This window comes from Archangium sp., from assembly GCF_045802675.1.
GTDB lineage: Bacteria > Myxococcota > Myxococcia > Myxococcales > Myxococcaceae > Archangium.
The window spans coordinates 38,735-64,969 of sequence record NZ_JBJMQO010000077.1 but is presented as its reverse complement, the minus strand read 5'-3'; the positions used below and the strand labels follow the sequence as shown (position 1 = coordinate 64,969).

Below are 26,235 nucleotides of genomic sequence, written 5' to 3'. Positions count from 1 at the left end.
GGGCGCACGGCTGGAAGCGCTGCGCGGCGCATGGGCAGCACCTGGACGCGAAATCGGCCCGGGGCTCGCTTCACTGGTAGACGTCTACCAGTGGTGTCGCACCCTGTCCCACCTCGCTTGTAGAGGTCTACAAGCGGGGTTCCCTCGGGCCGGGGCTGGGGTAAAGGGGGCGGCATGAACGAGAACCTGCGAATCGCCGTGGTGGGTGCCACGGGCTTGGTGGGCACCGAGGTGCTCTCCGGCCTGCTGCAGCGGGACTTCCCCGCCGAGCAGCTCACCGTATTGGCCTCGGGGCGCTCCGAGGGCGAGGCGCTCGACTACGGGGAGGAGACGCTGGAGGTGGAGCCGGCCAGCGCCGAGGCCTTCCGGGGTCAGAGTGTGGTGCTGCTGGCCACGCCGGCGGAGGCCTCGCGCACGCTGGCGCCGCTGGCCCAGTCGGCGGGGGCGTGGGTGGTGGACGTGAGCGCGGCCTTCCGCGCGGACGGCAACGTGCCCCTGGTGCTCCCCGGCTTCAACACCGAGCTGCTGAGCGCCACCTTCAAGGGACGCGTGGTGGCGCTGCCCTCGGCGGTGACGACGGCGGTGGCGATGCTGGTGGAGCCGCTGCGCCAGGGCTTCGGCGTGGCCCAGGTGCAGGTGACGGCGATGATGGGCGTGTCGTCCGCGGGCAACGCGGGCCTGCGCGAGCTGGAGCAGCAGACGTCGGCGCTGCTGTCGGGCCGCGAGCCCGAGGCGCACCAATTCCCGCACCGGGTGGGCTTCAACCTGGTGCCCCAGGTGGGCCCCTTCATGGCCAACTCGCCCTGGACGGAGGAGGAGGCCGGGTGGACGCTCGAGTCCGCGCGCCTCTTCGCCACCAAGGGCGAGGTGCCCGTGGTGGCCGGCACCGCCGTGCAGGTGCCCACCTTCTTCGGCCATGGGCTGAGCCTCCACGTGCGGCTGAAGAAGCCCGCCACGGTGGAGCAGGCGCGCGCCGCCCTCAAGGGCTCGCCCGCGCTCAAGCTGCTGGATTCACCCACGGAGAAGGTCTACCCCATGCCCAGCCTCGTCACCGCGGACCCCACCATCCACGTGGGCCGGCTGCGCTCCTTCCCCCAGTCCCCCGAGTGGCTCACCCTCTTCGCCACCGTGGACAACGCCGGCCGGGGCGCCGCCCTCAACCTGGTGGAGGCCGGCCTGCGGCTCGCCGAGCGCACCGCCTGAAGTCGGGGCCCTGACAATTTGGCAACGCCGCCGGGCCGCCCCTTGCCCATTTGACCGGGGCGGTCGCCCGTCCCCCCTCGGACACGAGGGGCGGGGCGCCGGGTTTCTCCTGGCCTCAAGCTTGCTACCCTCCGCCCGCCCATGCGTAACCTCCTCATTCTCTCCGCCCTGCTGCTGTCGTCCGCGGCATCCGCCCAGGTGTCGGTGACCCTCAAGCTGTCCACCGGCCAGAGCCGGCTGAGCTTCGGCCCGAGCGACTGCGCCGACCGGCCGGTGACGGCCACCTGGACGCGCTCCGGCAATGCCTGTGACGCGCTCTCCCTGTGGCTCACCGCCCCCAACAAGGAGTGCGGGGATGCGGCCGGGGTCGGGGATGTCGGCCTGAACAGCATCCCCCGGGACACGCTGATTGCGCAGACCACGGGGACCTTCCAGTTCAACCTCAACCGGTTGCTCTTCCCCACCGCGGACGGCGGAGGGGGCTGCGAGTCGCTGCAGGAAGAAGTGACGTTCCGGTTGTGCGGGGCCACCAAGGCGTACGCGAGCCTCTACGACACCTCGACGTGCGCCACCGCCGTGACGAAGGCGAGCGGGATGGAGCTCCTCTTCGACGGGAAGCCGCCCGATGCCCCCACCATCGAGTCGGCCAGCGGGCTGGACCAGTCGGTGACCGCCCACATCAGCGAGCCGACGGGCTCCTCCCGAATCCAGCTCGTGGTGTCGCGGGACGGCGAAGTGGTGAAGACGGGCGAGAAGGTGGTGGGCCAGGGGGACATCAAGGTGGAGGGGTTGGTGAACGAGGTGACGTACCAGCTGGTGGCCTACGCCTTCGACGAGGCGGGCAACCAGAGCGGCGCGTCCGCGCAGGCGGAGGCCACCCCCATCAAGACCAATGGCTTCCTGGAGGAGTACATCGGCGCCGGGGGCAAGGAGACGGGCGGGTGCGGCGCGGCGGGCGGAGGAGTTGTGGGCGGAGCGGTGCTGGCCGTCCTGGGTTTCTGGCTGTCCTCAAGGAGAAATCGTTCATGACTCGAGCAGTAGCCCTCGGCCTCGCGGTCTTCCTCACCGCGCTGCCCGGCGAGGCGCAACAGGCGTCCGGTGAAATCAACCAGTCGCCCCGTTCCGGCTCCGTGGAGTTCCGGCTCGGTGGCTACAAACCGCAGATCGCCAGCGGAGAGGGCCTGGAGACGGACCCGTTCCAGAAGGTGTTCGGCAACAGCAACCTGCTGCTCTTCGAGGTGGAGCTGCAGCGCTTCTTCTACCAGGGCATCGGTAGCGCGGGCCTGAGCCTGTCGGCGGGCTACGCGGAGAAGTACGCCGCGGCGCTGCTGCCCAGCGGAGAGGCGAGCGCGGAGCGCACGGGCTTCCACGTGCTGCCCATCCGCCTGCGGGGCGTCTACCGCTTCGACTACCCGGCGTTCCACTGGGGCATTCCGCTGGTGCCCTACCTCAAGCCCGGCCTCGTCTACACGCCGTGGTGGGTGAACAAGGGCGGGGAGATCGAGAAGGTGGGCGACGCCAAGGGGCAGGGCGGCAAGCTGGGCTGGGAAGTGGCCGGCGGCGTGTCCTTCATGCTGGACGTGCTGGAGCCGCGGCTGGCGCGCGACTTCGACTCGGACCTCGGCATCAACCACAGCTACCTCTTCGCCGAGTACACCTACTCCAAGGTGAACAACTTCGGCGGCGAGGGGCTCAACCTCTCGGACTCGTACTGGATGTTCGGTCTGGCGCTGGATTACTAGCGCCGAGGCAGGGGCGGGCGGCGCGGTGCAACACACCGGCCGCTGCGCCGCGACTGTCCAGGGCAGGGAAGAGCCCCGGGGACACGTACGCGAAAGTGAACACCTTCGGCGGCGAGGGGCCCCGCCTCCCCGACTCGTACTGGAGGTCCGGTCTCGCGCTGGATTACGAGGCACCCATGACACTCCCCGTGCGTGCCCCGCTTCGAGCCCTGACAGCCTTCTTCCTGGTGGCCGTGGCCCTGGTGGGCCCCGGTTGCCATCGCGCGGTGAAGCCCGAGCTGGGCGGCGAGCGCACGGTGGAGGCCGGAGTCCCGGTGGACTTCGGCTCCGAGGCGAAGGACGCCCCGGTGGTGCGCTGGGACTTCGGAGACGGCTCGCCGCCGCAGCAGGGCGCGCGGGTGTCCCACGCCTTCCCGCGCGCGGGCGCCTTCCCGGTGCGCGCGCTGGAGCAGAAGAAGGACGAGGTGCTCGGCAGCGCCACGGTGACGGTGGTGCCCCGGCCGGTGCTGCGCGCCATGCCCGCGGACACGGAGTTCGCCATCTTCTTCCCCCAGCTGCGCGGCAACGTGGAGCCCATGGTGGGCTTCGCCTCGCGGCTGATGGGGGAGAAGCAGGCGCGCCAGGCGCTCGAGGAGGCCCCGCTGCTGTCGCTGGTGCTGCGCGAGCTGCGGGGGCAGCCGCGGCTGGTGGACCCGGAGGAGGGCGTGGGCTTCTTCACCCTGCCGGGCTTCGAGGGCACCGTGGGGCTGCTGGGCGTGACGGACGCGTCACCGGCGCTGGACGCGGTGGTGGCGGAGCTGGAATCCGCGGGCGCCCGCGTCACGGGGCGCGGGGCCGGGGACAGCGTCCGGCTCGAGCGCCTGAGCGGGGCGCCGCTGCTGCTCTTCCCGGACCGGGGCTACCTGTACCTGGTGGTGCCGGATACGGGCGAGGCGGACGGCACGCAGGAGGCGAGCGCCCGCATCATCAAGGCCCAGGCGCGGACGGGCGGGACGGCACCGGCGGACGAGTTGGAGGCCATTCGCACGCGCCTCACGGGCATGAGCGGCCCGGGGCTCGCCGAGCTGCCGCTGCTCAACGAACTGAAGCCGAAGGTGGCCGCGGGCAACGTGCAGCTCTTCGCACGGCCGGTGGGGGACGATGCCTCCGCCGGCATCCAGGGCGTCTGGGCGGCGCTGCGGGCGGAGCCGGACCGGGCCGAGCTGGAGGGCTGGGTGGCCTCGGACAAGTCGCTCTTCGAGGGCAAGAGCGCCCCCGGCTCGGAGCTGCTGGGCAAGGCGCCCGCGGGCCCCATCGCCGCGCTGATGGTGTCCATTCCGCCCGATGAGCTGGCGAAGCTCGTCTTCGGCGCGCCCGGCTCGGAGCGGCGCATCCGCACGCAGCAGCGCCTGCTGGGCGAGGGGCTCGACGAGGCCCGCGTGGACAAGCTGCTGGGCGCCCTGCGCGGAGACCTGACGCTGCTGGCCTACTTCGACGCGGCGGCCTTCTACCGCAACTTCATCAAGGGCAACCGGAAGCCGGAGCCGCGGGGCTCGCTGCTCTTCCAGGCGGGCCTGGTGCACCCCGAGCCGGTGCGGGACTGGCTCACCGGTTGGCTCCAGGCGCGCGGGCAGCCCTTCGAGGTGCTCGAGGGCGCGGACGCCACGCGCCTGCGCACGCGGGTGATGGAGCAGCCGGTGGAGCTCACCTTCACGAAGGACCGCCTCATGGTGCAGGGCGGCGAGTCGCTCCAGGCCCGGGCCTCGGGGGACGTGGGGGCGTCGCTGCGCGAGCGCTTCGGCGCCCAGGCCTTCGAGCCCGGCCATCTCTCCGCCCTGGTGGACGTGGGCCGGTTGCGCGCCGAGCTGCAAGCGCCCCAGGACGTGCCCGGCGTGCCTCCGCTGCAACTGCCCGTGGCCCGCTCGCTGGTGGGCGCGATGATGGAGCAGCTCCCGCCCGTGGAGCTCGTCTTCCTCGACTTCGCTCCGGAGCAGGGCGGCGGCCGTTTCCGGGCGCGCGTCGAGCTCCGGTCGCGGTAAGAGGGCGCCGTGTCCGACACCATTTCCGTCCTGTATTTCGCCGCGGCGCGCGAGCGCTCGGGGCTGTCGCGCGAGTCGCTGGAGCTGCCCCCGGGCGCGCGCGTGGGTGACGTGCTGCGCCTGCTGGCCTCGCGCCACCCCTCGCTCGCGCCGCTGCTGCCGCACCTGCGGGTGGCGGTGAACCAGGAGTTCTCCGACGCCGAGGCCCCGGTGCCCCCGGGCGCGGAGCTGGCCCTCATTCCCCCGGTGGCCGGCGGCAGCGGCGGGTTGTTCCGCGTGGTGGACCGGCCGCTGCGGCTGGAGGAGGTGGTGGAGGCGGTGGCGGGCGAGGCGTACGGCGGGCTCGTCACCTTCTCCGGCTCGGTGCGCAACCAGACGCGGGGTCGGCGCGTGCTGCGGCTGGAGTACGAGGCCTATCCGCCCATGGCCGAGAAGAAGCTGGCGGAGATTGGCGCCGAGGTGGCCGAGCGCTTCAATGGCACGCGGCTGGCCATCGTGCACCGGGTGGGGACGTTGCAGCCGGGAGAGCTGGCCGTGGTCATCGCCGCCGCCGCGCCCCACCGCAAGGAGGCCTTCCTCGGGTGCGAGCACGCCATCGAGCGGCTCAAGCAGGACGTCCCCATCTGGAAGAAGGAGTTCTACGAGGACGGCGAGGTGTGGGTGGGCCTGGGGCCCTGAGCGTCACCCGGGCCCCTCAGTCCTCTTCCTTGGCGAGGTCGCCGCCATGCCCTGTTGGCGTCAGTAGACGATGCAGTCGAATTGCTCGATGACGGCCCGGAGCTCTTCTTCAGTGGTGCCGAATTTCCTGGCCACCGTGGGTGCATGTTCAGTCAGAGACCTGGTGCGGGGCGGTCGTTTGTGGAGGTTTTCTATGATGACCTCTCCAAAACGACCCGGCCATTTGACACTGCGCAGCCCGGGGGCTCGCCCGAGGGGGTCCAGGAGGGTGAAGCAGGGCCACTTGGGAAAACGGATGGTGGAGGGGTCGCACCCCATGATGCGGCAGCCGTCCAGCCGGGCCTCGGTGAAGTCACAGTCCTCAATGGAACCGAACTGACACCATGGAGCACTGCTGTACTCTGGCCAGTGGCCGAAGTCGCAGCCCGACAGACGCCCCTTGAACCGGCAATTCTCGAGGGAGGCCCCTATCCAGTCCTGATGGTTCTTCAACTCCTGCTTCACCTCGAAGGTGCAGTCGATGAAGCGAGCCTGATTGATGAACAGGCGCTTCGCGGAAACGTTCAAAATGACGGTGCAGCGACGGAGCGTCAGGTGGGGGCCCAGAAAGTAGTGTGCGTCCTTGACCGTCAACTCCAGCCGCTCGTTTTCAAGCTCCTGGTTCTCGAAGCGGACGTTACCGAACTGGTCCATGGCTTCCGCCTCTTTTAGAAGGTGAGCATCCGGAAGAACTCACCGAGCCTCCCCGCGCCTCAGTGCACGCCGAGGTTGGCGGGCACCAGCTTCGTGCCCCCGTCGGACTGCTGCGCGTCCCTCGGGGTGAGGGGATGCGCGGGCGTGTCGACTCCGAGCCGCTTGCGCTCGGCCCGCTCGCGCTCGCGGGCACCGGCGGTGGCCCGGGCGTTGGATTCGGCCAAGGGCTGGGGGGTGGGCCCCGCGATGAGGAAGCCCACCGGCAGGCTCAGGAAGAGCGTGGACACCACCGCCAGCCAGCCGATGTCCTTCAGCCGCAGGCTCGCCGCGCGCTTGCCCGCCACCGAGTGGGTCAGCACCAGGGAGAGCTCCTTCTCCAGCAGGCGCAGCTTGTCGTCCGGCAGGAGCTCCACCCAGGCGCGCTCCCCGGTCCGCTGGAGCTCCTCGGCGGGCACCGGGCGGAAGGCATCCCCGCGCCGGCTGCGCTCGACACGCGCCGCCGGAGGGACGTAGACGCGGTAGCCCTGCTCGGAGCGCTCGGCGATCAGGAAGGGCTCCTCGGGCAGGGTGAAGCCGTAGAGGGGCAGGGGCACCGTCTCGTCCGGCGCGGCGAGCACGCGCTCCTGCTCCGGGCCGAAGCCCCGCGCCTCGTTGAGGGTGGTGCCCCAGTAGAGCTCACAGAAGAGGCCGTCGTTCTTCGCCTTGGCGCCCATGCCGCGCGAGCATAGGGCCTTCCCGTCTCCCTGGCGCCTTCTTCCAGCCGGGGAGCGTCGTCCCGAGGGCACTCGCTGGCCGCCCGGGTGCACGGCATGGGAGCTGGCGCGGAGGCCTACTCGCCGAGCTCGTCCGCCATCAACGCCTCGCCTCCATCCGTCGGCTCGAGCAGCCCGGTGGACGCCGCCGGAGGTTTCGGGGTGCCCGCGTCGGGCGTGGCGGAGGTGGGCAGGGACGCGGGGACGAGGAGGGGACCGCCATCGGGCCGGACGTGGGCGGGGGAAGCACCCGCGCCGGAGAGGGGATTCTCCCCGGGCTCGTCCGTGTCCTGGGCGGAGGCCGTGGCGTTGGCCAGGTGCTGGCGCAGGTCCGCGAGCGCCACCGTCAGCACCACTCCGAGCAGCGCGAGGAAGCCCACCGCGTGCACCAGCGTCTCCACGCGCGCCGGCACCCGGCGGCGGCTCACCGACTCGAAGAGGACGAAGAGCATCCGCCCCCCGTCCAGCGAGGGCAGGGGCAGCAGGTGGAAGAAGGCGAGTGCCACCGAGAGGCTCACCAGCACGCGCAGGAAGGCGCCCGGGCCACTGGCCGCCGCGCCCGAGGACTGCTTCACCACGCCCACCGGATTGGCCAGCGTCAGGCCCTGCTTCCCCTGGAGCATGCGGACGAACATCCGCGTGCCCTCGGTCACCAGGTTGCCCGAGTGCGCCAGCGCCTGCAGCAGCGCCTGGCCCGGGCCGTGGGTGCGGTACACGTACTGCTGGCTCACCCCGATGCGGCCCTCGCCGCGCTCGTCGGGACGCGGGCGCACCGTCGCCTCGCGGTACTGCGCGCCCTCGCGCTCCACGCCCAGCTTCAGCTCGCGGTTGGGGTTCTGGGCGATGAGGTCCACGAAGGCGCTCCAGCTCTCCAGCGGCTCGCCATCCACGTCGACGATGCGGTCCCCGGGCAGCAGCTGGGCGCGCGCCGCCTCGGAGCCGGGGGTGACGGTGCCCACGGTGAGCGGCACCACCACGTGCGTGCCCGAGGTGTAGAGCGCGAAGAGGATGGCCAGCGCGAAGAGCCCGTTGCTCAGCGGCCCCGCCAGCAGCACCAGCATCCGCTTCCAGGGGCGCTGTGCGGAGAAGCTCGTGGGGTCCGCGGGGTCCAGCCCCGGCTCATGGGGATTCATCCCGTGGATGCGGGCCGAGCCTCCCAGCGGCACGGCGCCGAGCACGTACTCCGTCCCGCCGAGCCGCAAGGAGAGCACGGCGGGCCCGAAGCCGAGCGTGTACCGGTGGACCCGGATGCCCAGAAGCCGTGCGGCTACGAGGTGCCCGAGCTCGTGCAGGGCGACGAGCAGTCCGAGGGCGAGGAGGAGCGGGAGGTAGTGCATCCGGGAAGGGCCGTCTCAGAGCTTACGACGCTGGCCTGTCCGCTTGTAGCGCAGGTAGTCGGTGAGGATGGTGCCGTGGTCGAAACACAGCTCCTGGGGGAGGGCATCCACCGGGAAGGCGCGGGCCTCGGCGGCGTCGTCGGCGCCCTGGGGCTCGCCCTTGGCCCGGCAGAGGTAGACGGTGGAGAGGGTGTGCTTGCGTGGATCCCTCTTCGGGTCCGAGTAGGTGAAGAACTGCTCCTCCACCTCCACGTCCAGGCCGGTCTCCTCCTTCGCCTCGCGCACCGCCGCCTGGTCGAGGCGCTCGCCCTCGTCCACGAAGCCGCCGGGCAGGGCCCAGCCCAGGGGCGGGTTCTTGCGGCGGATCAGGACGAGGCGCTCCCCGGGCGGCTCGATGATGCAGTCCACCGTGGGCGTCGGGTTCTTGTACGGGGCCATGCGGGAGAGTCTACGTAGGGCCCCCCCGCTTTCCGGAGCGAAAAGCGCGGGGCGCGTCGGGCCCGTACCCCACGCGCTGTCGCTCGAGGGCTCCCTCGGCTGGATGCCCTGCGCCGCCGATGGGCCTCGAGGCCGGGGACTTCAGCCCTCGCCACTCCACTCGTTGGCGCCGGACTCCAGGGGCCCGCGCTGCGGGCGGACGACACAGAAGCGCTGGCCCGTCGGCGCTTCCATCACCCACCAGCGCTTCACGAACTCCACCCGCTTCGCGCCGAGCCCCTCGAGCCGCTTCACCTCCGCCTCGATGTCATCGGTCTCGATGTCCAGGTGGATCCGGCTCGCATGCTCCACCTTCTGGAGGAGGAGCATGGGCTCGCTGGTCCCCGCCGAGAGCTCGCGGTAGTTCTCGTCCTCCGGCGTGTGCGGCACGACGGACCTGCCGAGCGCCTTGCTCCAGAAGGTCGTGGCCGTTTCGATGTCGTCCGTCTTGCAGTCAATGACAAAGGCTGCCAACCGGCTGCGATGCATGGATCCTCCTGGGGTGGAGCGGGGGGGCGCGCATCATGCCCGGGATGCATCCTCCCACTGCAGGGATTCGCGGCCTCCGGTAGCATGAGGGCCGTGGCCGCTATCCGACTGTTCCGTTCGCTCCTGCTGTCCGCCCTGTTCCTGCCGCTCGGTGGGGGCTGCACCCGTGCCTACCTCCAGAACGAGGGCCCCTACGACTTCAAGGCCGTGGAGGTGCTGCGCGACGACTGCGGTCTGCTCGCCTCGCCCGAGGCGCTCTGGGACGGAGAGCTCTTCATCTCCGGCGACGTGGTGCGCATGCGCTACGGGCTGATGGACGCGCTGCTCGTGGGGCGCTTCCTGGATGGGGGCTCGGAGAGCGACGATGCCTTCTCGATCGATGGCACCGTGACGAACGCCTCCGTCACCGCCCACGGGGCCGAGTGCATCGTGGACCAGGTGACGCTGCACGTGGAGGGCACGACACAGTGCGCCACGGAGTTCAAGGGCGTGCTGAGCGTGCGCTACGAGCCGAGGGCCTCGCAGGCCGCGTGCGCCTGCCAGCTGTGGGTTCAATATCAAGCCGTCCAACAGAACGCGCGTCCCTGCGCAACGTCTCCTTGAGGAAGGGGGACGAGACTTCATAGAACGGGACTCCTGAGGCGTCGTCCTGGAGGAGTCCATGGCTGAAGCACCTCGTCCGCCGTCGCAAGAGCTGAGCTCCGTTCTCGTCGAGAACCGAGTCTTCCCACCGCCACAGGAGTTCACGAGCCGCGCGCACCTGCGCGGCATGGAGGATTACCGCCGGCTGTGGGCCGAGGCCGAGAAGGATCCCGAGGCGTACTGGGGTGCTCGCGCGCGCGAGGAGCTGTACTGGAAGGAGCCCTTCAAGACGGTGCTCGACTGGAAGCCGCCCAACGCGCGCTGGTTCATCGAGGGCCGCACCAACCTGGCCTACAACTGCCTGGACCGGCACCTGGACAAGCGCCGGGACAAGACGGCCATCCTCTTCGAGGGCGAGCCCGGAGACAGGCGCCGGGTGACGTACGGCGAGCTGTCGCGGGACGTGAACCGGCTGGCCAACGGCCTGCGCTCGCTGGGCGTGCGCAAGGGGGACCGGGTGGGCATCTACCTGCCCATGGTGCCCGAGGCCGCGGTGGCGATGCTGGCGTGCGCGCGGATTGGCGCGGTGCACTCGGTGGTGTTCGGCGGCTTCTCGGCCGAGGCGCTGCTCGAGCGCATGAACGACGCGGGCGCGAAGGTGCTGCTCACGGCGGACGGCGGCTGGCGCAAGGGCGCGGTGGTGCCGCTGCTGGAGAACGTGCGCAAGGCGATGCCGCAGATGAACACCGTGGAGCGCGTGGTGGTGTTCCAGCGCACCACGCAGGGCGCGATGCAGCTGTCCGGCAAGGAGCTGGCGTGGAACGAGCTGGTGGCGAAGCAGGCCGACACCTGCGAGCCCGAGTGGGTGGAGAGCGAGCACCCGCTGTTCATCCTCTACACCTCGGGTAGCACGGGGAAGCCCAAGGGCGTGCTGCACACCACGGGCGGCTACGCGATGAATGCGTCGCTGACGACGCGCTGGGTGTTCGACCTGAAGGAGGAGGACATCTACTGGTGCACCGCGGACGTGGGCTGGGTGACGGGGCACAGCTACGTCGTCTACGGCCCGCTGATGAACGGCGCCACCACCGTCATCTACGAGGGCGCGCCCACGCACCCGGGGCCGGATCGCTTCTGGGAGCTCATTGCTCGCGAGAAGATCTCCATCCTCTACACCGCGCCCACGGCGATTCGCGCCTTCATGCGCCTGGGCGATGAGCACCCGAAGCGGCACGACATGTCCTCGCTCCGGGTGCTCGGCTCGGTGGGCGAGCCCATCAACCCCGAGGCGTGGATGTGGTACCGCGACGTCATCGGCGGTGGGCGCTGCCCGGTGGTGGACACGTGGTGGCAGACGGAGACGGGCTGCATCATGATTTCGCCGCTGCCGGGGGCCACGCCCACCAAGCCCGGAAGCGCCACGCTGCCGCTGCCCGGCATCCACGCCGAGGTGCTCGACCGGGAAGGCAAGCCGGTGCCGGCGAACCAGGGCGGCCTGCTCTTCGTGACGAGGCCGTGGCCTTCCATGTTGCGCACGGTGTACGGGGACCCGGACCGGTACGTGAAGACGTACTTCAGCGAGCTGCCCGGCAGGTACTTCACGGGAGACGGCGCGCGGCGGGACACCGACGGCTACTTCTGGCTGATGGGCCGCGTGGACGACGTGGTGAACGTGGCCGGCCACCGCCTGGGCACCGCCGAGGTGGAGAGCGCGCTGGTGGCGCACAAGTCCGTCGCGGAGGCCGCCGTGGTGGGCCGCCCGGACGAGCTCAAGGGCACGGCGCTCGTGGCCTTCGTCACCCTGAAGAAGGGGATTGCTCCCACGCCCGAGCTCAAGAAGGAGCTGAACGCGCACGTGACGAAGGAGATCGGCGCCATCGCGCGGCCGGACGAAATCCGCTTCGCGGAAGGGCTGCCGAAGACGCGCTCGGGGAAGATCATGCGCCGGCTGCTGCGCGACGTGGCCGGTGGCAAGCAGACCACCGGTGACGTGACGACGCTCGAGGACCTCAACGTCCTCGCGGCGCTGCGCAGCAACGACGAGTAGGCCCCCTCCGGTCGCACTTCGCGCGGACTGGTCCGACTGTCGGACCAGTTCGCACGGAACTCGACGGCGGGCCGTCCGGATTCAGTTCAGGGGCGCGCTCAGCGCTCGAGGTGGGTGATGCCCGCGTCGAGCAGCGAGGCCACGCCCCGCCGCGCCACGTGCACCACCTTGTGGCGGTAGGGCGTGCCCGGCTGCGTGTAGTGGCTGCTCACCTTGTGGTGCAGCTCCGTGGCGCCCCAGACGAGCACCAGGTCTCCCCACTCCAAATCACCCTGCGCCTTGCCCGCCGTGCGCCGCTCGGTGCCGTCCACCATGCGCAGCTCGATGAGGCCTCCGAGCTTCTCCTCCAGCTCCTCGCGCACCGCGGGCGAGCCGCCCACCACCACCACCCGCCGCACCCCGTGGCGCTGGCACGCCTCCAGGAAGGCCACCTCCGCCCGCCGGTTGTTCGAGCCCCCACAGTGCTCGCAGTGGCTGCGCGGCTCCACCGGCAGCGGCTCTTTCCCGCTCGACCGCGCCACCTGCTGGCACTCGGACGCGGTGCACACCCGGTAGAAGCGCTCGGCCAACAGTTGCTCGGCCTTCGGCAGCTTGGTCTCGCTGATGCGCACCTTGCGCGCGCTCGTGAGCCCCACTTCTTCCAACACGGCACGGGCCCGGACCCGGGAGTCCTGCAGGGTGATTCCCCGCTCGGCGAACCAGCCGTCGATGTCCTTGTCCGCGCTCACTGCTGCTCGTTCCCCGTGAAGAGCTCACCTTGAACGGGCCCGGGCGCCGCGGGCTCGACGATGCCGAGCGCCTCCCGCACCGGCGCGAAGCTGCGGCGGTGGATGGGCAGCACGCCCTTCTCCCGGATGGCCTTCACGTGCTCCTCCGTGGGGTAGCCCTTGTGCTCGGCGAGCCCGTAGCCCGGGTATTGCGCGTCCAGCTCGCGCATCCGGTTGTCCCGCGTCGTCTTCGCCAGCACCGACGCCGCGGCGATGCTCAACGACAGCGCGTCTCCCTTGATGATGCCGCGCTGGGGCAGGGTGCACTCGGGAATCGTGAAGGCATCCAGCAGCACATAGGTGGGCTGCACGCCCAACGCCTGGAGCGCGCGGTGCATCGCCAGCAGGCTCGCGCGGCGGATGTTGATCGCGTCGATCTCCTCCGCCTCCGCCACGCCCACCGCCCACGCCACCGCTCCGCGCTTGATGGCCTCGGCCAGCTCGTCCCGGCGCGCCTCGTCGGCGATCTTCTTCGAGTCGTCCAGCCCCTCGAGCCGCCAGCCCTTCGGAAGGATGGCCGCCGCGGCCACCACTGGCCCGGCGAGCGGTCCCCTGCCTGCCTCGTCTACCCCCGCGATGTGCGTGTGGCCCTGCTCCCACAGCTCGTTCTCGAAGCGCAGCAGGTGCCGCAGGCGCTGGCCCTCGGCGCGATTCTTCCCCTGACGGCTCCGGATGCGCTTGGCGAGCGCCTTGGCTCCCTGGCGAGGATCCGCCTCCAGCGCTTCCAGCAGCCCCGCGGGCACGGAACGGGTTTCGGCGACGAAGCGCTCGGTGAGCTCCGTCAGGGAGCACCGGAGGAGGTCTTCCAAACTCGGCATGGCGACCTCAACCTAGCGAGTCAGGGCGCTCCCGACAAACGCCGAGTGAGGGACCAGCCGCCCGGAGGGGCTCAGGGGTGCAATTGCAGCTGCACCGTGGCGGGCTCGGGGTGGCAGTGGCAGTCGTCGCACGTCCAGTGCACCTCGGCCGGCGCGCTCACCTTGGAGCCCGCGGTGGCCGTCAGCCGCACGGTGCCCTCGCCGATGTCCTCGTTCACCGCCGTGGTGACACCCCGGTCACTCGTGGTGCTGGTGATGGTGTGCCCCGTGTCCACGTTGGTCGCGGTGACGGTGGCGTCCTTCACCGTGGCGCCCTGCGCGTCCAACACCTCCACCCGCAGCGTCACGAGGCTGTCGGTGCAGGGATCGCCCTGGCGTTGCACCCGCACGCCCCCGTCACACGAAGCGAGGAGCGCGAGGCCCAGGAAGAGGAGTGGCTGGCGTGCCCGAAGCATGCGGAGGGTTTGCGCACGACCCGCCCACTCGGCAACGCCAGATGTCAGCTGGTGGGCGGAAGCCGGGCCTGGGCGAAGCGCGAGGCGTCCGTATCCGGGTACCGGTCGACGATGTAACGGTAGACGTCCCGCGCCCGCGCCGCCTCTTGCATGCGCTCGCCGAGCACCCGGGCCAGGAGCACCAGGGCCCTGGGGGCCAGCGGATCATCCGGGGCCGAGTCCGCCGCGGACTCCAGCGCGCGCACCGCCAGGTCGTTGTCTCCCTCGGCCGCCGCCGCCTGGCCGACGAACAGGTGCACCGCCGGGGTGATGGAGGCCTTCGGCAGGAAGCTCAGCTCGGAGTAGAGCGCGAGCGCCTGGGGGACGTTCCGGGCCTGCACCAGCGCGGAGAGCTCCTCCAGCCGGGCCTCGGGAGAGGGGGCACCCGGGGTGGACGTGGCCGGCTCCCGCGAGGGGAGCGGGGCGGGGTCCACGCGCAGCGAGGTGCGCGGCGTCGCGTCCGCGGGCAGCACGGAGGTGATGTAGTCGCCCGGGTCGCCGTAGCCCATGGCGTCTCCCCGCGTGTAGAGCAGCAGCCCGAGCACCCGCGCCATCGCGAAGAACACGAGGCACTCGAGCACCTGGGCGAGCCAGCGCGACACGATGACCTCGAAGGCCACCTCGCGCAGGCTGGAGCTGACGAGGTGCACCGCCGCGTAGACGAGGCCCAGCGTGAAGAGGGCGCCCAGCGCCACCGCGTAGTCCCGCCCGAGGCGCAGCATGGAGTGGAGGGCCTTCAGCGGGTTGAAGATGTCGAGCAGGCTGTTGCTCGTCATCGCCATCATCAGGGCCATGGGCAGGTAGACGAGGCTGGCGAGCCCCAGCACCCATGCGATGGGGTCATGCAGGAGCGTCTCGCCCGGAATCGATTGGAACCTGCCGGTCATGTAGAACATGGGATCGCTCAGCAGGCGATCCACGTACTGGAACACGTCCCAGCCGCCGACGAACACGAGGTAGAGCAGCAGGGAGCCCCACACCACACTGGTGGCGAGCAGGCCCTTGAGGGCTGGGACCAACCCGTCGTCGAAGACGTCGCCGAAGTCCGGCGTGGGCACTTCGCTCTCGCCGCGTGTGCTCGAGCGCATGACGGCGAAGAAGCTGCCCCAGAAGATGCCGGCGCCGATCGCCGCGGGGGCCAGGCGGAACACGATGAGCGTGACGTTCGTCATGAAGCCGACGAAGGCCATCATCGCCCCGAGCCCCGCGGCCACCATCAGGCCCTGACGGGTGAAGGGATAGCGCCACACCTGCCCGAGCCGGTCCGCGTACGAGGCCTGCTCTGAGCGGTGGACGAGGAGCGTCTCGGCCCGGCCTCCGCACAGGCGGCAGACGAGGAGATCCACCGTCTGCATGCGCTTCGCCTCGACGCACTCGGGGCAGAGCGAAGCCCCACAGCCGTCACAGCGCCAGCCAGCGGGGGCGGAGGGGTGGCGTTTGCAGTGGGCCAGGGGCTTGGGCGGCGTGCGGCTCATCTGGCACGGCAGCCTAGCCGGTCGGCTGTCGGGGGTGTACGGGGTGGAGCGGACGGGCCCCTCGTCTACAATCCCCGCCGCGATGCACGAGCACACTCCGAGCGAAGAGGCGCCAGAACCCACCGAGGACTCCGAGGCCGCCGATCCGACAGGCGCCATCCTGCTTCATGTGTTCCTGGTGGGACTGGTCCTCGTGCCGACGGGAATGTACGCGCACACCGTGTCCCAACCCTCGTATGGCGCGGGCTCGATGATCCCCATGGGTCCCCTCATGTTCGTCCTGGCGTGGCTCAGCTTCGCCGTCTACGTGGTGATCTCCACCGTCGGGGCTGTCCAGAACTGGAGGGAGGTGGGAGTCATGCTCGCATACCACCTGGGGGCCTTGGTGCTCGCGGTGCCCGGAGCCATCGCGCTGCTCGTGCTCTGGAACTGGCTCCAGGGCCTGTTCCACGGCTAGCCCGGCTCCTCCCACGGTGAGCCCAGCCACGCCTGGTACGCGGCCTTCTGTGCGTCGGTGGGCTTGTCCACCCGCGCGAGCCACACCGCGTCCGCCGGCTTCTGCCCGAGCGCCACCAGCACCTCCACCAGCCTGTCCCGGCGGAACACCGTGAGCCGTACCGTCTCCCCGGGGGACTTGTCCTCGGTGCGCGCCAGCAGCCCCGCCGCGTCCACCTTCCATCCGTCGAGGGCCACCAACTCGTCGTCCACGTACAGCCCCGCCTCCTGCGCCGGCGAGCCGTCCAGCACCGTGGCGATGGTGGCGCTCCCCTTCGTGGTGACGCCCAGCCAGGCCTTCGGCTTGCTGTCGCCCTTCACCCGCGGTGGGGGCGTGCCGCCCTTGTCGCTCGAGGACTCGCGCGGACGGAAGCGCGCCTCCAGGCCCACGTGCGAGAGGACGGAGTAGTCCAGCTCCTCCGTGCTGCGCACCGCCCGATCGAAGAAGGCGCTCAAGTCCTTCCCCGCCACCTCCGAGGCCGCCGCTTCCACGCCCTCCTCGGGCACGCCGGACTCGTCCCCGTAGCGCTGCCACAACAGGCGCATCAGGTCGTCCAGGCCCCGCGCGTCGCTCGTGGCGCGGCGGATTTCCAAATCCAGCAGCGCGGCCACCACCTCGCCCTTGAGGTAGTAGGAGATGGCGCTGTTCGGCGAGTGCTCGTCCGGCCGGTAGTGCTTCACCCAGCTCACCAGTGACGCCTCGGCCAGCGTCTGCGCCTTGCGGCCCGGCGTGGCGTGCAGCGTGGAGAGCGTCTCGCCCAGGCGCGTGAGGTAGCGGCTCGCGCCCATCAGCCCCGAGCGCAGCACGAAGACGTTGTCGTAGTACGACGTGCCTCCCTCGAAGGCCCACAACAGCGAGGTGTAGTTCTCCTGCGCGTAGTCGAAGGGGACGAGCGCCCTCGGCTTCACCCGCTTGATGTTCCACAGGTGGAAGTACTCGTGCGCCGCCAGGGTGAGGAAGTCCTCCCAGCCTCGCGGGCTCTGCAGCCCCGAGCGCGGGAAGAGCAGCGACGTGGACGCCTTGTGCTCCAGCCCTCCGCGGCCCTTGTCCGTGAGGTACACGAGGAAGACGTAGCGCTTCATCGGCAGGCCGCCGTACATCCTCGCCTGCGCCTCGCAGATGCGCTGCAGGTCCGAGCACAGTCGGCCCGCGTCCGGTACCGCGTCCCCCCACACCACCACCTCGTGCGGCACGCCCGCGGCCGTGAAGGTGTGCGGCGTGTGCGGGCCCACCTCGAAGGGACTGTCCACCAGCTCGTCGTAGTCCTTCGCGACGAAGGCCTCGCCCTGGCGCTCCAGCGCGGTGAAGGACTTCCAGCCCTCGGGCGCCTCCACGGTGACGTGGTGCTCCAGGCCGCGCGTGGCCTCGGTGTAGAGGAAGAGCGTGGCGCCGTTGAAGTAGCCGTGGCTCCCGTCCAGGTGGCTGGTGCGCACGGTGAGCTCGTTGGCGTAGACGCGGTAGCGCAGCGTCACCGCGCGCCCCTGGGCCCGCACGCGCCAGCCGCGCTTGTCCATGCGCTGGACCGGGAGCGGCTCGCCCCCCGGGCCCGAGGCGCTCAGGTCCTGCACCTGGCGCGCGAATTCACGCACCAGGTAGCTGCCCGGCGTCCACACCGGCAGCACGGCTTCGAGCACGTCCGGGCCCGCGGGGAAGGTGGCCTCCACCTCGAAGAGGTGCGAGTGCGGACGGAGCATCGAGACGCGATAGTGGACCGCTTCCGGCATTCCGAGCCCTCCAGTCGGGCGAGGGAGAAGAGACTACTTCTTCGCGCGCACGAGAATGGCGCCGAAGAAGCCATCCGTGTTGTGCAGGTGCGGGGCGAGCCGCAGGTAGGGGCCCACGCTCACCTTCGCGCCCAGCTCCGGCCCGAGCTCCTCCGTCACCGGCCGCACCGAATAGTCCGGGTGCTTCGCCAGGAAGTCCTCCACCACCGCCTCGTTCTCCTCGCGCAGCACGCTGCACGTGCCGTAGATGAGCCGGCCCCCGGGCTTCACCATCCGCGAGAAGCGCTCCAGCAGCCGCTTCTGCCGCGCCACGTGGTCGGCGATCATCTCGGGCGTGAGGCGGTAGCGCGCGTCCGGCTTGCGGCGGAAGGTGCCCGTGCCGCTGCACGGCGCGTCCACCAGCACCCGGTCCGCCTTGCCCACCAGCGGCTCGAGCGCCGCGTCCGCCTCGGGGCCCTCGGCGGGGATGACCTGGGTGCGCACGTTGTGCACGCCGTCGCGGCGCGCGCGCTTGCGCAGCTCGTCGATGCGGCCCTCGTCCACGTCCAGCGCGTGCAGGTCTCCCCGGTTCTTCATCTGCACGGCGAGCTGCAGCGTCTTCCCGCCCGCGCCCGCGCACGCGTCCACCACCCGCGTGGGCGGCGCGTCCACCAGCATGCCGAGCAGCTGGCTGCCCTCGTCCTGCAGCTCGAACCAGCCGTCGCGGAAGGCGTCGAGCGAGAAGGCGTTGGTGCGCGTCTCCAGGAAGAGCCCGAGCGGCGAGAGCGGGGTGGGGGTGACCTGCACGCCCTCCTTCTCCAGCAGGGCCTTGAGCTGCTCGCGGTCACCCTTGAAGCCGTTGAGGCGCCCGGTGAGGGGGGCGCGCTCGTTCATCGCGTTGGCGGCGCGCTCGGCGTCGGCGCCGAACACTTCGCGGAAGCGCGGGGCGAGGAAGTCCGGCAGCGAGGCGGCGATGGGGAAGCGCTTGTCCACCGGGAGGGCTTCGAGCGCCCGGGCGGCGGCGGGCAGCGCGGCGAGCGCGTCCGCGTCCTGGCCCGAGAGCGACGAGGTGCGCGCCACCTCGTCCATGGGCTCGCCGTGGAGGATGCGCGAGGCGGCCAGGCGCAGCACGTCCTGGCGCGTCTTGTCCAGGCGGGTGAAGCCGCGGTGGGCGTGCTCGAGGAGGAAGTCCACCGTGCGCTGGCGGCGCAGCAGGGCGTAGACGCGCTCGGCCACGGCGCGGCGCTCGTTGGAGTAGAGGTTGCGCTTGTGGCGCAGGGTGAAGTCCAGGGCCCGGTCGGCCAGGCGGCCCTCGTGGCGGATGAAGCCGTAGGCTTCGAGGCTGGCTTGGAGGACGAGGTCTTCCCGCACGGGGCGGGACGCGCGCGACGCCTCGGAGGCGGGGGGCTCACGTCGGGACTGGGACGCCCGGGCGGGCGGGCGGGGGTTCTTCTTCATGAAAGGCTCCGGGGGCCCGGGAGGCGGGCCTGCACTGTCGGCAGTCAGGCGAATCGCATCCCGGGCGCTCAATGACAAGGGTGGAGGTGCTTTGGTGCGTTTCCAGGGCGCCCCGGCCCTCTCCCTGGCCTCCCGGCTAGCGGCGGCGACGGCGGCGCAGGACGGTGGCGAGCACCCACGCCCCCATGGGCAGCAGCGCCATGGCCGAGCCCACCGACGAGCAGCCGGGCTGGCCCGGGTTCTCCGGGTCCTCGGCGTCGGGCAGGCCGGGGGCCGTGGCGCCGGGGGTGGAGGGAGTGGGCGAGGGGGTTCCCGGCTGGCTGGCGACCGGAGGGCTGGTGGGCTCGGAGGTGTCCGGCCGCGGCGCCGGCGGGAGGTCCTTGGAGAGGGAGAAGCTGTCCATCACCTTGCCCGAGGGGGTGAGCACCTGGGCGGTGAGGGTGCCCTCCTCCACGTTCACGTCGAGGTAGCCGTGGTCCACGTCATTGCGCAGCACGGCCCAGGAGGGCTTGCCGCCAGCGAGCGGGCGCAGGGAGGCGCCGCCGCTGCCCACCACGAGGTAGGTGGGGCTCGGGGTGCCGGAGGGAGCCACCGCGTTGCCCCGCATGGGGAAGGTGCGCTCGTAGTCGTGGTCGTGCCCGGTGAGCACCAGGTCCACGTCATACTTCTCGAAGAGGGGGGCGAACTCGCGGCGCATGAGGAGCTGCGAGCCGTGCTCTCCGCTGCTCCAGGGCGGGTGGTGGAAGAGGACGACCTTCCAGGGCGCGGTGCTGGCCGCCAGGTCCTGTTCCACCCACTTCTTCTGCGCGGCCAGCGTGCAGCGGTCCGACGAGGCCAGGCCAATGGCGCAGTTGGAGTCGATGGCCACGAAGTGCACGTGGCCCCAGTCGAAGGAGTAGTAGCGCTCGCCGCCACCCTGGCTGGTGGGCAGGTAGAGGTTGTCGAGGTAGGGCTGGCCCTGGTTGGTGACGTACTCGTGGTTGCCGGGGACGGCGAAGAAGGGCACCTGCGAGAGCAGCGGCGCCATGGGGACGAAGAGGTTGTTCTGGAACTCGGCCTCGGTGCCCGCCTCGTAGGCGTTGTCGCCGAGCATGAGGAAGAGCTCCGGCTGGCGGGCGAGCATGGCGTTGGCCACGGCGCGCTGGTCGGAGTTGTTCGAGCCGAAGTCGCCCACGGCGGTGAAGTGCACGTGGCGGGTGCCGGGGACGGGCGCGGTGGAGAAGCTCACCGGGTTGGTGCGAGCGCCACAGGCGTCCACGAGGTAGGTGTACTCGGTGCCGGGCTCCAGGCCGGTGAGGACGATGGCGTGGATGCGGTCGGCGGTGGACGACGGGACGGACTGGCCGGTGGAGCCGTGGGGGCCGTAGCGCACCGAGGGGACGCACGGCGCATCGAGGCGGAAGGCCACGGTGGCGGTGTCCGTGCCCACGCGCTGGAGGTAGGGCTGACGGGTGAGATTCGCGGCGCTGGCGTTGCCCGCGATGAAGGTGAGCGCCGCGGCGGCCGCGCCGAGCGCCAGGGAATACAGACGGTGCATGGTGCCTCCGGTCCGAGGCATTCGGACTCGGAGTGCAACCACTCACCACTGGCCATCCATCCACTCCCAGGTGCCGCGCCCGCCTGCCGGGCGGCGAGCGGGCGAGGGCTCGGTGGGCGTCTCCGGCCGCGCACTGGTAGACGTCTGAGCTTGCCGCCTTACCGCGGAAGTGGGCGGCATGACCCTACTGCCCACGTAATTGGAGCAAGCCCACCTCCGGCTCCCGTCCGCTGAATCTGCTTCACCGGCTCAGGGCTTCTTCACGTCGTAGGCGGTGAGCTCCTCGGTGCGCTCGCCGGTCTCCTTCACCTTGCCGATGCCGGGCACCAGCCAGTAGGTGCGCACCGGCTCCACCTTGTCCTCGCGCTTGCGCTGCAGGCGGATGGCGTTGGGGAAGGTGCCCGCCGGGGTGGTGACGGTCTCGTTCACCGCCTCCACGCTCCAGGTGTACTTCTTCTTGTCGGTGTCATCCTTCTTGGTGCCGGTGGGGTAGCGCGTCAGCTCGGTGAGTGAGGACACGAAGCTCCACCCCTGGGGCCTCTCCAGCGCGAGCGACTTCATCGCCGCGGGACTCCACGTCGTCACCCGCGCCAGCGTGCCCGCCTTGTGGTCCTCCTCGCGCAGGCGGTACACCACCCCGTCCTTCTCCTTCTGCCAGGACACCTCCTCCAGGTGCGGCTGCGTGCTGCGTACCTCGATGGCCGTCTCGGATGTCTCCGGCACCGGCTGCTCTCCCACCACCACCACCTGCTTCTCGAAGGGCCCGGTCGCCACGCTCGGGTCCTCGATGCGGTACGTCCACGTGGAGCCCGTCGTGAGTGGGTAGAGGCTCGTGAAGGGATCCGGCGCCGGGGTGCCCGTTCCCCCCGGGACCTCCGGCAGGATCACCGGCCCATCCGGCATCGTCACGGGGGGCACTTGCTTGTCCGAGGGCAGGCTCCCGCCCCCGCCGCAACCCACCCAACACCCCACCGCCACCAGTGCGGCCCACTTCCAACGCCTCATCCCCGCTCCTCCCACGTTCCCCCCTTGTTGGTGGGCAGCTCCGTCCACCGCAATCCCCGGAGCGGGCCGCCCGCCGTGTGGCTCAACGCCGACGCGAGCATCCCCGGCTCCTTCTCCTCCACCTCGAGCTCCAGCCTCCGCCCCTCGAAGTCCAGCGCGCAGCTGCGCACCAGCACGTTGCGCTCGCCGAGCGTCTTGCGCAGCAGGGCCTCCGCGCCCACCAGGTCATCGGCCTGGGCCGACACCAGCATCCGCTGCTTCGGCGCGCTGGCTGGCTTCTTGTCGAAGAAGTCCAGCACGAACAGCAGCGCGCCCACGAAGACGGTGCCCACCCCGGCCAGTCCCAGGCTGCCGTGTCCGCATGCCATGCCCAGGCCAATCACCAGGAAGAGGATGGCGGCGTCGCGGGGATCCTTCAGCCCCGAGCGGAAGCGCACGAAGCCGCCGAGCCCCACCAGCCCGAAGGCCTTGGCCACGCTGTGGCCGATGACGGTGGTGATGACGGCCGCCGCGGTGCACAGCAGCACCTGGGCCTGCACCATCTCCGAGCGGGGCAGGGGCTTGCCGGTGAGCAACCGCCAGGGCCTCAGCGCGAGCACCGTGCCGAGCAGCACCGCCGCCAGCAGGCGCGGCAGTATCTGGCTCGCGTCGTCGACGGAGACTCCGGACGACACCTCTTGGGTGAGCTCCGAGAAGAATGACTCCATGGTGGCCTCCCTCGCTCAGAGTGCCGGATGCGGGGCGTCTTCGGACGGGCGCTGGGCCATGCGCTCCGCGGGGTGCTCGGCCGTGTGCGCGGCGGCGACGAGGCGGTAGGCGTTGCGCAGCACCGGCAGGCGGCTGGAGGTGAGCTGCAGCGCGCGCAGCACGAGTGCCTCGCCGCGCTCCGTCAGTGGCAGTCCCTCCAGCGAGGACACCACCGTGGCGGGCCAGCGCGTGAGGAAGGCCTCGCGCAGCCGCCACGCGCGCGGATCATCCAGGCCGTCCATCGAGTCGAGCGCTTCCTTCGTCAGCGGAGCGCCGCGCTCGCGCAGGGCGAAGGCCTCGTCGGTGGCGAGCCCGGCCAGCGAGCGCAGCACCAGCTTGAGGGCCTTGTCCTCCAGCGCCACGCGCAGCTCCCGGGCGAAGGGCGTGTCCAGGCCGTGGGTGCTGCGCAGCACCGCCAGCCGGTCATGGGCGAGCAGGCTCTCGCGCAGGGAGTCCGCCCGCGCCGAGCCCAGCCCGGTGAGGCTGCGCGCCACGTCCGCGTACAGCCCGCGCCGCACGCCCCGCTCGCGCGCCGCCCAGGCCGGCTCGTCGTCCACTCCGGCCAGCCCGCAGAGCACCTCGCCCAGGCGCCCCTCGCGCAGGGCGTGCTCGCGCAGGGCCCACGCCTCGGGCGAGCCGTTGCGCTTGAGGCCGGAGAGCACCTCCGTGGGCGCGTGCGTGTAGAGGCGCTCGCGCAGGGCCATGGCCTGCGGCTCGGAGTTGGCGCCGAGGCTCGAGGCCACGTCCTGCGGCACCACCTCCGTCAGCAGCTCGCGCAGGGCCCAGGCCGGCTCGTCGTCCAGGCCCGCGAGGCTGCGCACCGTGAGGCCCGGGAAGCGCTCGACGAAGCCCAGCCGCCGCTGGTGCGCGGCGAAACCGGGGATGCCGCCCAGCAGCCACACCGCCAGCTGGGGCTCGCGCACCTCCAGGTCGTCCAGCATGCGGAAGAAGTGCTCCTCCACGTCATCCACCGTCGAGGGCACCTGCACGGGCACGTGCCGGGGCGGCGTGATGCGCTGCGCCGGCAGCTCCCGCCCCTCCAGCCGCGCCACCACCGCCTCGACAATCCGCTGCTCGAGCACGTGCAGCGGCTGATCATTGTTCTCGATGACGAGCCAGCGCGCCGGGTCCTTGCGCGCCAGCTGCAGGAAGGACTCGCGCATGCGCACCGCGAGGCCCGCGCCGGCCAGCCCCTTGCGGCTGTCCGAGTCCGTGGCCCGCTCGCCCTTGCTCTTCCCCAACCGCTTGCGCAGCCGGGCCAGGTCCGGCTCCACGTCCACGAGGATGACGAGGTCCGGCCACAGCCCCTGCGAGGCCAGCTCACACGCCGGCTCGAGCACCATGCCCGGCAGCCCGCGCCCGCCGCCGCTCAGGGCCAGCTGCGAGTAGAGGTAACGGTCGCTGATGCACACCTCGCCGCGCGCCAGGGCGGGGGCGATGACCTCCTCGAGCTGCTGCGCGTCGCGCGCGAGGTTGAGGAAGAACTCGGTGCGCGGCGACATCTCCAGCAGGGTGGAGTCGCGGGTGAGCTCGCGGATGCGCCGGGCGATGGGCGAGCGCAGCTCTCCGCCCTCGCGCGCGTGGGCCACCCGGTAGCCGAGCCGCCTCAGGCGCTGGGCCAGGAGGTTGGACAGGGTCGTCTTGCCGCTGCCGTCAATGCCTTCGAAGTCGATGAACACGGTTGCTCAGCCCCCCAGAATCCCGTCCGCGACGAAGTCGTGGACCCTCGCCATCCCCTCGGCGAACTTGCTGTACGCCGGCTTGCGCCCGGGGTTGAGCGCCGAAAGCCACTCGGGCAGCTCCTTCCCCAGGTGCTTCACTTCCACCACCACCCGTTCATCCACGGCGAGCGGCGCCCCCAGCCGCTCCGCGCTCAGCGTCGTCTCGCCGAGGGCCAGCTCCGCGGAGACAGGGTGGAAGCCGATGTCCCGGTCCACCGTCACCCGCCACGCCTGCGAGCACTGGTACACGTGCCGCCGGTACGTCACCGCCAGCACCGGCAGCAGGCTCCCACCGGCGATGAGCGGCAGCAGGCGCGCGCCGCCCCGCATGACGTGGCCGAGCTCCGAGCGCGGCACCCACACGCGGCGCTTCTGCGTGACGCCGTTGCGCTCGCGCTTCACCTCCAGCACCACGCGCTCCACGCCCCCGGCGCCCACGTCCGGCGAGTACTCCTTGGTGCGTACCTTGAGGCAGTCATTCGGCGTGTGCAGGGCGCGCATGGCCAGCGGGCAGCCCGGCTTGTCGAAGTAGACGGAGGTGATGCGCGTGGGCGGGGACAGGTACCCGCCGAGCGACGCGGAGAGCCGCGTGCACAGGGCCACCGCCTCGCTCATCCCCAGCACCAGCTTGAACTCCCGGCGCAGCTTGGTGACTTCTCCTTCCGCGAAATGGAGCATGGTCGGTCTCCGTCCCTAGAAGCGCATGGCGAGCTGCATCGAGTACTCGATACCCGCGGCTTCATCGCCGGGACGCAGCGCGTGCTCGGCCTGGAGCTGGGCCTTGAAGTGCTCGGAGTAGAGGACGTTGAGGCCGCCCACCAGGCCGTAGCCGCGCGCCTTCAGGGGCCCGAGCAGCCGCAGCGTCTCGGCGCCCACCACCGGCTGCACCGCCCAACCGTCCAGGCCCAGGGGCAGCGTGTAGCTGGCCAGCCCGAGCTGCGCGTCGAAGGGGCCCACCGGAATGCGCCCGGTGACGTACTCGCCCGACAGCTCCAGCGCGCCCAGCCGCAGTGCCGCGTCCGCCGTCATCGCGTAGTTGCGCGCGCCCGTGAAGACCTCCGTCACGTAGCTGCTCGCCCCGAGCGTGAGGTGCTTGAAGGGCCGCACGCTCACGCGCAGCGCGGCGTCCTCGCTGGCGCGGATGTCCGTGTCCTTGTCCTTGGCGCCCTGGAAGACTCCACCGGACACCTTCAGCTTCCACGCCTGCTTGATGCTCGCCTCGCCCATCACCCCGAGCCGCCGCCCGCCCAGGTTGTGGGTGTCCACGAGGTAGTCCGCCACCAGCCCGCGCTCCATCACCGGCAGCATCCACGAGGACGCGAGCTCGCGCTCCAGGAAGGGCGCCTTGAACTGGCCCGCGTAGAGGCGCAGCCGCTTGTGCCCGTCGGACACGCGCACGAAGGCGTCCTTGAGGATCGACTTGGAGGAGAGGTCCGCCGTCACCTCCGCGTCCACGTGCGACAGCGACGCGGCCAGGCCCACGCGCGCCGAGGGAATGGACAGCGAGCGCGTGTACTGCTCCCGCTCGTCCGCGCTCACCCGCGCGTAGACGCGCCCGAAGGGACGCACCCGCAGGCCCTGCTTGTCCTCCTCTTCCGCCGCCGTGCCCTCGCCACCCTCGGACAGCGGCTCCTCCACCGCCTCGCCGGGCTTCGCCTCGTGCTTGCCCGGCTTCTGCTTCTCCGGCTTGGGCGCGGCCACCGCTGGCGCCACCTCGTTGGGCACCAGCTCGTTGGACGCCAGCTCGGCCGGAGTCTGCTCCGTCGGGGTCGGCTCGGGGGCCGGCTCCAGCTCGGGTGTCAGTCCCGGCTCGGGCTCCGGCTCTCCCGCGAGCACCGGCGTGCCCAGCAGGAGGACCGTGGCGAGGAGCCCCCGTCTTCCTTTTCCGCCCCATCGCCCCGCGCCCATGCACTCCTCCTCGCCCCGGTCCCCAGGAGGCGTGTGCAACCGGGGTGCCCGAAAGGAGGGCGTCCGCGGGTCGACAGTCCCCTCGGTC

25 protein-coding genes are annotated in these 26,235 nt (G+C 71.2%); 8 read left to right on the top strand and 17 right to left on the bottom strand.

Features of this window, described 5'->3' with window-relative positions; all coding sequences use genetic code 11:
• Window positions 1-174 precede the first annotated feature (174 nt).
• The 5 genes from ACJ8AN_RS21520 (at window position 175) to ACJ8AN_RS21500 (ending at window position 5,641) form a co-directional block, all read left to right on the top strand.
• On the top strand, window positions 175-1,203 hold the full coding sequence (locus ACJ8AN_RS21520; RefSeq protein ID WP_407757291.1) for an aspartate-semialdehyde dehydrogenase: 1,029 nt from the start codon (window positions 175-177) through the stop codon (window positions 1,201-1,203).
• A gap of 141 nt (window positions 1,204-1,344) precedes the next feature.
• Window positions 1,345-2,232, top strand: coding sequence for an MXAN_2561 family MXYO-CTERM-anchored protein (locus tag ACJ8AN_RS21515; protein WP_407757290.1), 888 nt, complete (start codon window positions 1,345-1,347; stop codon window positions 2,230-2,232).
• Window positions 2,229-2,945, top strand: coding sequence for an MXAN_2562 family outer membrane beta-barrel protein (locus ACJ8AN_RS21510; protein WP_407757289.1), 717 nt, complete (start codon window positions 2,229-2,231; stop codon window positions 2,943-2,945). Before ACJ8AN_RS21515 ends, ACJ8AN_RS21510 begins: the two co-directional genes overlap by 4 nt.
• 176 nt (window positions 2,946-3,121) lie before the next feature.
• On the top strand, window positions 3,122-4,963 hold the full coding sequence (locus tag ACJ8AN_RS21505) for a PKD domain-containing protein (RefSeq protein WP_407757288.1): 1,842 nt from the start codon (window positions 3,122-3,124) through the stop codon (window positions 4,961-4,963).
• A 9-nt stretch (window positions 4,964-4,972) separates the two neighbouring features.
• A complete protein-coding gene (locus ACJ8AN_RS21500; protein WP_407757287.1) occupies window positions 4,973-5,641 on the top strand; it encodes a molybdenum cofactor biosynthesis protein in 669 nt (222 codons plus the stop codon).
• A 60-nt stretch (window positions 5,642-5,701) separates the two neighbouring features.
• Here ACJ8AN_RS21500 and ACJ8AN_RS21495 read toward each other — a convergent pair whose 3' ends face one another.
• From ACJ8AN_RS21495 to ACJ8AN_RS21475, 5 genes are all read right to left on the bottom strand, one after another.
• On the bottom strand, window positions 5,702-6,334 hold the full coding sequence (locus ACJ8AN_RS21495; protein ID WP_407757286.1) for a hypothetical protein: 633 nt from the start codon (window positions 6,332-6,334) through the stop codon (window positions 5,702-5,704).
• 59 nt (window positions 6,335-6,393) lie between these two features.
• Window positions 6,394-7,047, bottom strand: coding sequence for a hypothetical protein (locus tag ACJ8AN_RS21490; RefSeq protein ID WP_407757285.1), 654 nt, complete (start codon window positions 7,045-7,047; stop codon window positions 6,394-6,396).
• Window positions 7,048-7,163: 116 nt separating this feature from the next.
• A complete protein-coding gene (locus ACJ8AN_RS21485) occupies window positions 7,164-8,423 on the bottom strand; it encodes a M50 family metallopeptidase (RefSeq protein ID WP_407757284.1) in 1,260 nt (419 codons plus the stop codon).
• Between the two features lie 15 nt (window positions 8,424-8,438).
• On the bottom strand, window positions 8,439-8,861 hold the full coding sequence (locus tag ACJ8AN_RS21480) for an NUDIX domain-containing protein (protein WP_407757283.1): 423 nt from the start codon (window positions 8,859-8,861) through the stop codon (window positions 8,439-8,441).
• Window positions 8,862-9,002: 141 nt separating this feature from the next.
• Complete coding sequence (locus ACJ8AN_RS21475; protein ID WP_407757282.1) at window positions 9,003-9,389, bottom strand: VOC family protein; 387 nt, start codon at window positions 9,387-9,389, stop codon at window positions 9,003-9,005.
• 93 nt (window positions 9,390-9,482) lie between these two features.
• Here ACJ8AN_RS21475 and ACJ8AN_RS21470 point away from each other — a divergent pair, with 93 nt between their 5' ends.
• Together ACJ8AN_RS21470 and acs are read left to right on the top strand one after the other, a co-directional pair.
• The gene (locus tag ACJ8AN_RS21470; protein ID WP_407757281.1) at window positions 9,483-9,992 is read left to right on the top strand and encodes a hypothetical protein; all 510 of its coding nucleotides are present in this window, start codon (window positions 9,483-9,485) and stop codon (window positions 9,990-9,992) included.
• Between the two features lie 58 nt (window positions 9,993-10,050).
• Window positions 10,051-12,018 carry an acetate--CoA ligase gene (gene acs, locus ACJ8AN_RS21465; protein WP_407757280.1) on the top strand — a complete coding sequence of 656 codons (1,968 nt, stop codon included), beginning with the start codon at window positions 10,051-10,053 and terminating at the stop codon, window positions 12,016-12,018.
• A 98-nt stretch (window positions 12,019-12,116) separates the two neighbouring features.
• On the opposite strand, the gene ACJ8AN_RS21460 is transcribed toward acs, so the two are convergent.
• From ACJ8AN_RS21460 to ACJ8AN_RS21445, 4 genes are all read right to left on the bottom strand, one after another.
• Window positions 12,117-12,746, bottom strand: a complete 630-nt coding sequence (locus ACJ8AN_RS21460; RefSeq protein ID WP_407757279.1) for a hypothetical protein — start codon at window positions 12,744-12,746, stop codon at window positions 12,117-12,119.
• Window positions 12,743-13,603, bottom strand: a complete 861-nt coding sequence (locus ACJ8AN_RS21455) for a ribonuclease HII (protein WP_407757278.1) — start codon at window positions 13,601-13,603, stop codon at window positions 12,743-12,745. Before ACJ8AN_RS21455 ends, ACJ8AN_RS21460 begins: the two co-directional genes overlap by 4 nt.
• A gap of 71 nt (window positions 13,604-13,674) precedes the next feature.
• Window positions 13,675-14,058: a carboxypeptidase-like regulatory domain-containing protein gene (locus ACJ8AN_RS21450; RefSeq protein WP_407757277.1), complete on the bottom strand. Its 384-nt coding sequence runs from the start codon at window positions 14,056-14,058 to the stop codon at window positions 13,675-13,677.
• Between the two features lie 44 nt (window positions 14,059-14,102).
• The gene (locus ACJ8AN_RS21445) at window positions 14,103-15,572 is read right to left on the bottom strand and encodes a DUF4013 domain-containing protein (RefSeq protein ID WP_407757276.1); all 1,470 of its coding nucleotides are present in this window, start codon (window positions 15,570-15,572) and stop codon (window positions 14,103-14,105) included.
• 82 nt (window positions 15,573-15,654) lie between these two features.
• On the opposite strand from ACJ8AN_RS21445, the gene ACJ8AN_RS21440 reads away from it, so the two are divergent.
• A complete protein-coding gene (locus ACJ8AN_RS21440) occupies window positions 15,655-16,029 on the top strand; it encodes a hypothetical protein (RefSeq protein ID WP_407757275.1) in 375 nt (124 codons plus the stop codon).
• Here ACJ8AN_RS21440 and ACJ8AN_RS21435 read toward each other — a convergent pair.
• The 8 genes from ACJ8AN_RS21435 to ACJ8AN_RS21400 all read right to left on the bottom strand — a co-directional run bounded on the left by ACJ8AN_RS21435 (window position 16,026) and on the right by ACJ8AN_RS21400 (window position 26,147).
• Window positions 16,026-17,792 (bottom strand): M61 family metallopeptidase, encoded by a 1,767-nt coding sequence (locus ACJ8AN_RS21435; RefSeq protein ID WP_407757274.1) that lies wholly within the window; start codon window positions 17,790-17,792, stop codon window positions 16,026-16,028. The genes ACJ8AN_RS21440 and ACJ8AN_RS21435 overlap by 4 nt on opposite strands.
• A gap of 33 nt (window positions 17,793-17,825) precedes the next feature.
• Window positions 17,826-19,229 (bottom strand): RsmB/NOP family class I SAM-dependent RNA methyltransferase, encoded by a 1,404-nt coding sequence (locus ACJ8AN_RS21430; RefSeq protein ID WP_407757273.1) that lies wholly within the window; start codon window positions 19,227-19,229, stop codon window positions 17,826-17,828.
• A 136-nt stretch (window positions 19,230-19,365) separates the two neighbouring features.
• The gene (locus ACJ8AN_RS21425; protein ID WP_407757272.1) at window positions 19,366-20,766 is read right to left on the bottom strand and encodes a metallophosphoesterase; all 1,401 of its coding nucleotides are present in this window, start codon (window positions 20,764-20,766) and stop codon (window positions 19,366-19,368) included.
• Between the two features lie 249 nt (window positions 20,767-21,015).
• Complete coding sequence (locus tag ACJ8AN_RS21420; protein ID WP_407757271.1) at window positions 21,016-21,771, bottom strand: hypothetical protein; 756 nt, start codon at window positions 21,769-21,771, stop codon at window positions 21,016-21,018.
• The gene (locus ACJ8AN_RS21415) at window positions 21,768-22,478 is read right to left on the bottom strand and encodes a DUF4956 domain-containing protein (protein ID WP_407757270.1); all 711 of its coding nucleotides are present in this window, start codon (window positions 22,476-22,478) and stop codon (window positions 21,768-21,770) included. The genes ACJ8AN_RS21420 and ACJ8AN_RS21415 overlap by 4 nt, the downstream gene beginning before the upstream one ends.
• Window positions 22,479-22,493: 15 nt before the next feature.
• Window positions 22,494-24,197, bottom strand: a complete 1,704-nt coding sequence (gene tmk, locus ACJ8AN_RS21410) for a dTMP kinase (RefSeq protein WP_407757269.1) — start codon at window positions 24,195-24,197, stop codon at window positions 22,494-22,496.
• A gap of 6 nt (window positions 24,198-24,203) precedes the next feature.
• Window positions 24,204-24,917, bottom strand: coding sequence for a VTC domain-containing protein (locus ACJ8AN_RS21405; RefSeq protein ID WP_407757268.1), 714 nt, complete (start codon window positions 24,915-24,917; stop codon window positions 24,204-24,206).
• A 15-nt stretch (window positions 24,918-24,932) separates the two neighbouring features.
• Window positions 24,933-26,147, bottom strand: coding sequence for a porin (locus ACJ8AN_RS21400; protein ID WP_407757267.1), 1,215 nt, complete (start codon window positions 26,145-26,147; stop codon window positions 24,933-24,935).
• Window positions 26,148-26,235: the final 88 nt, after the last annotated feature.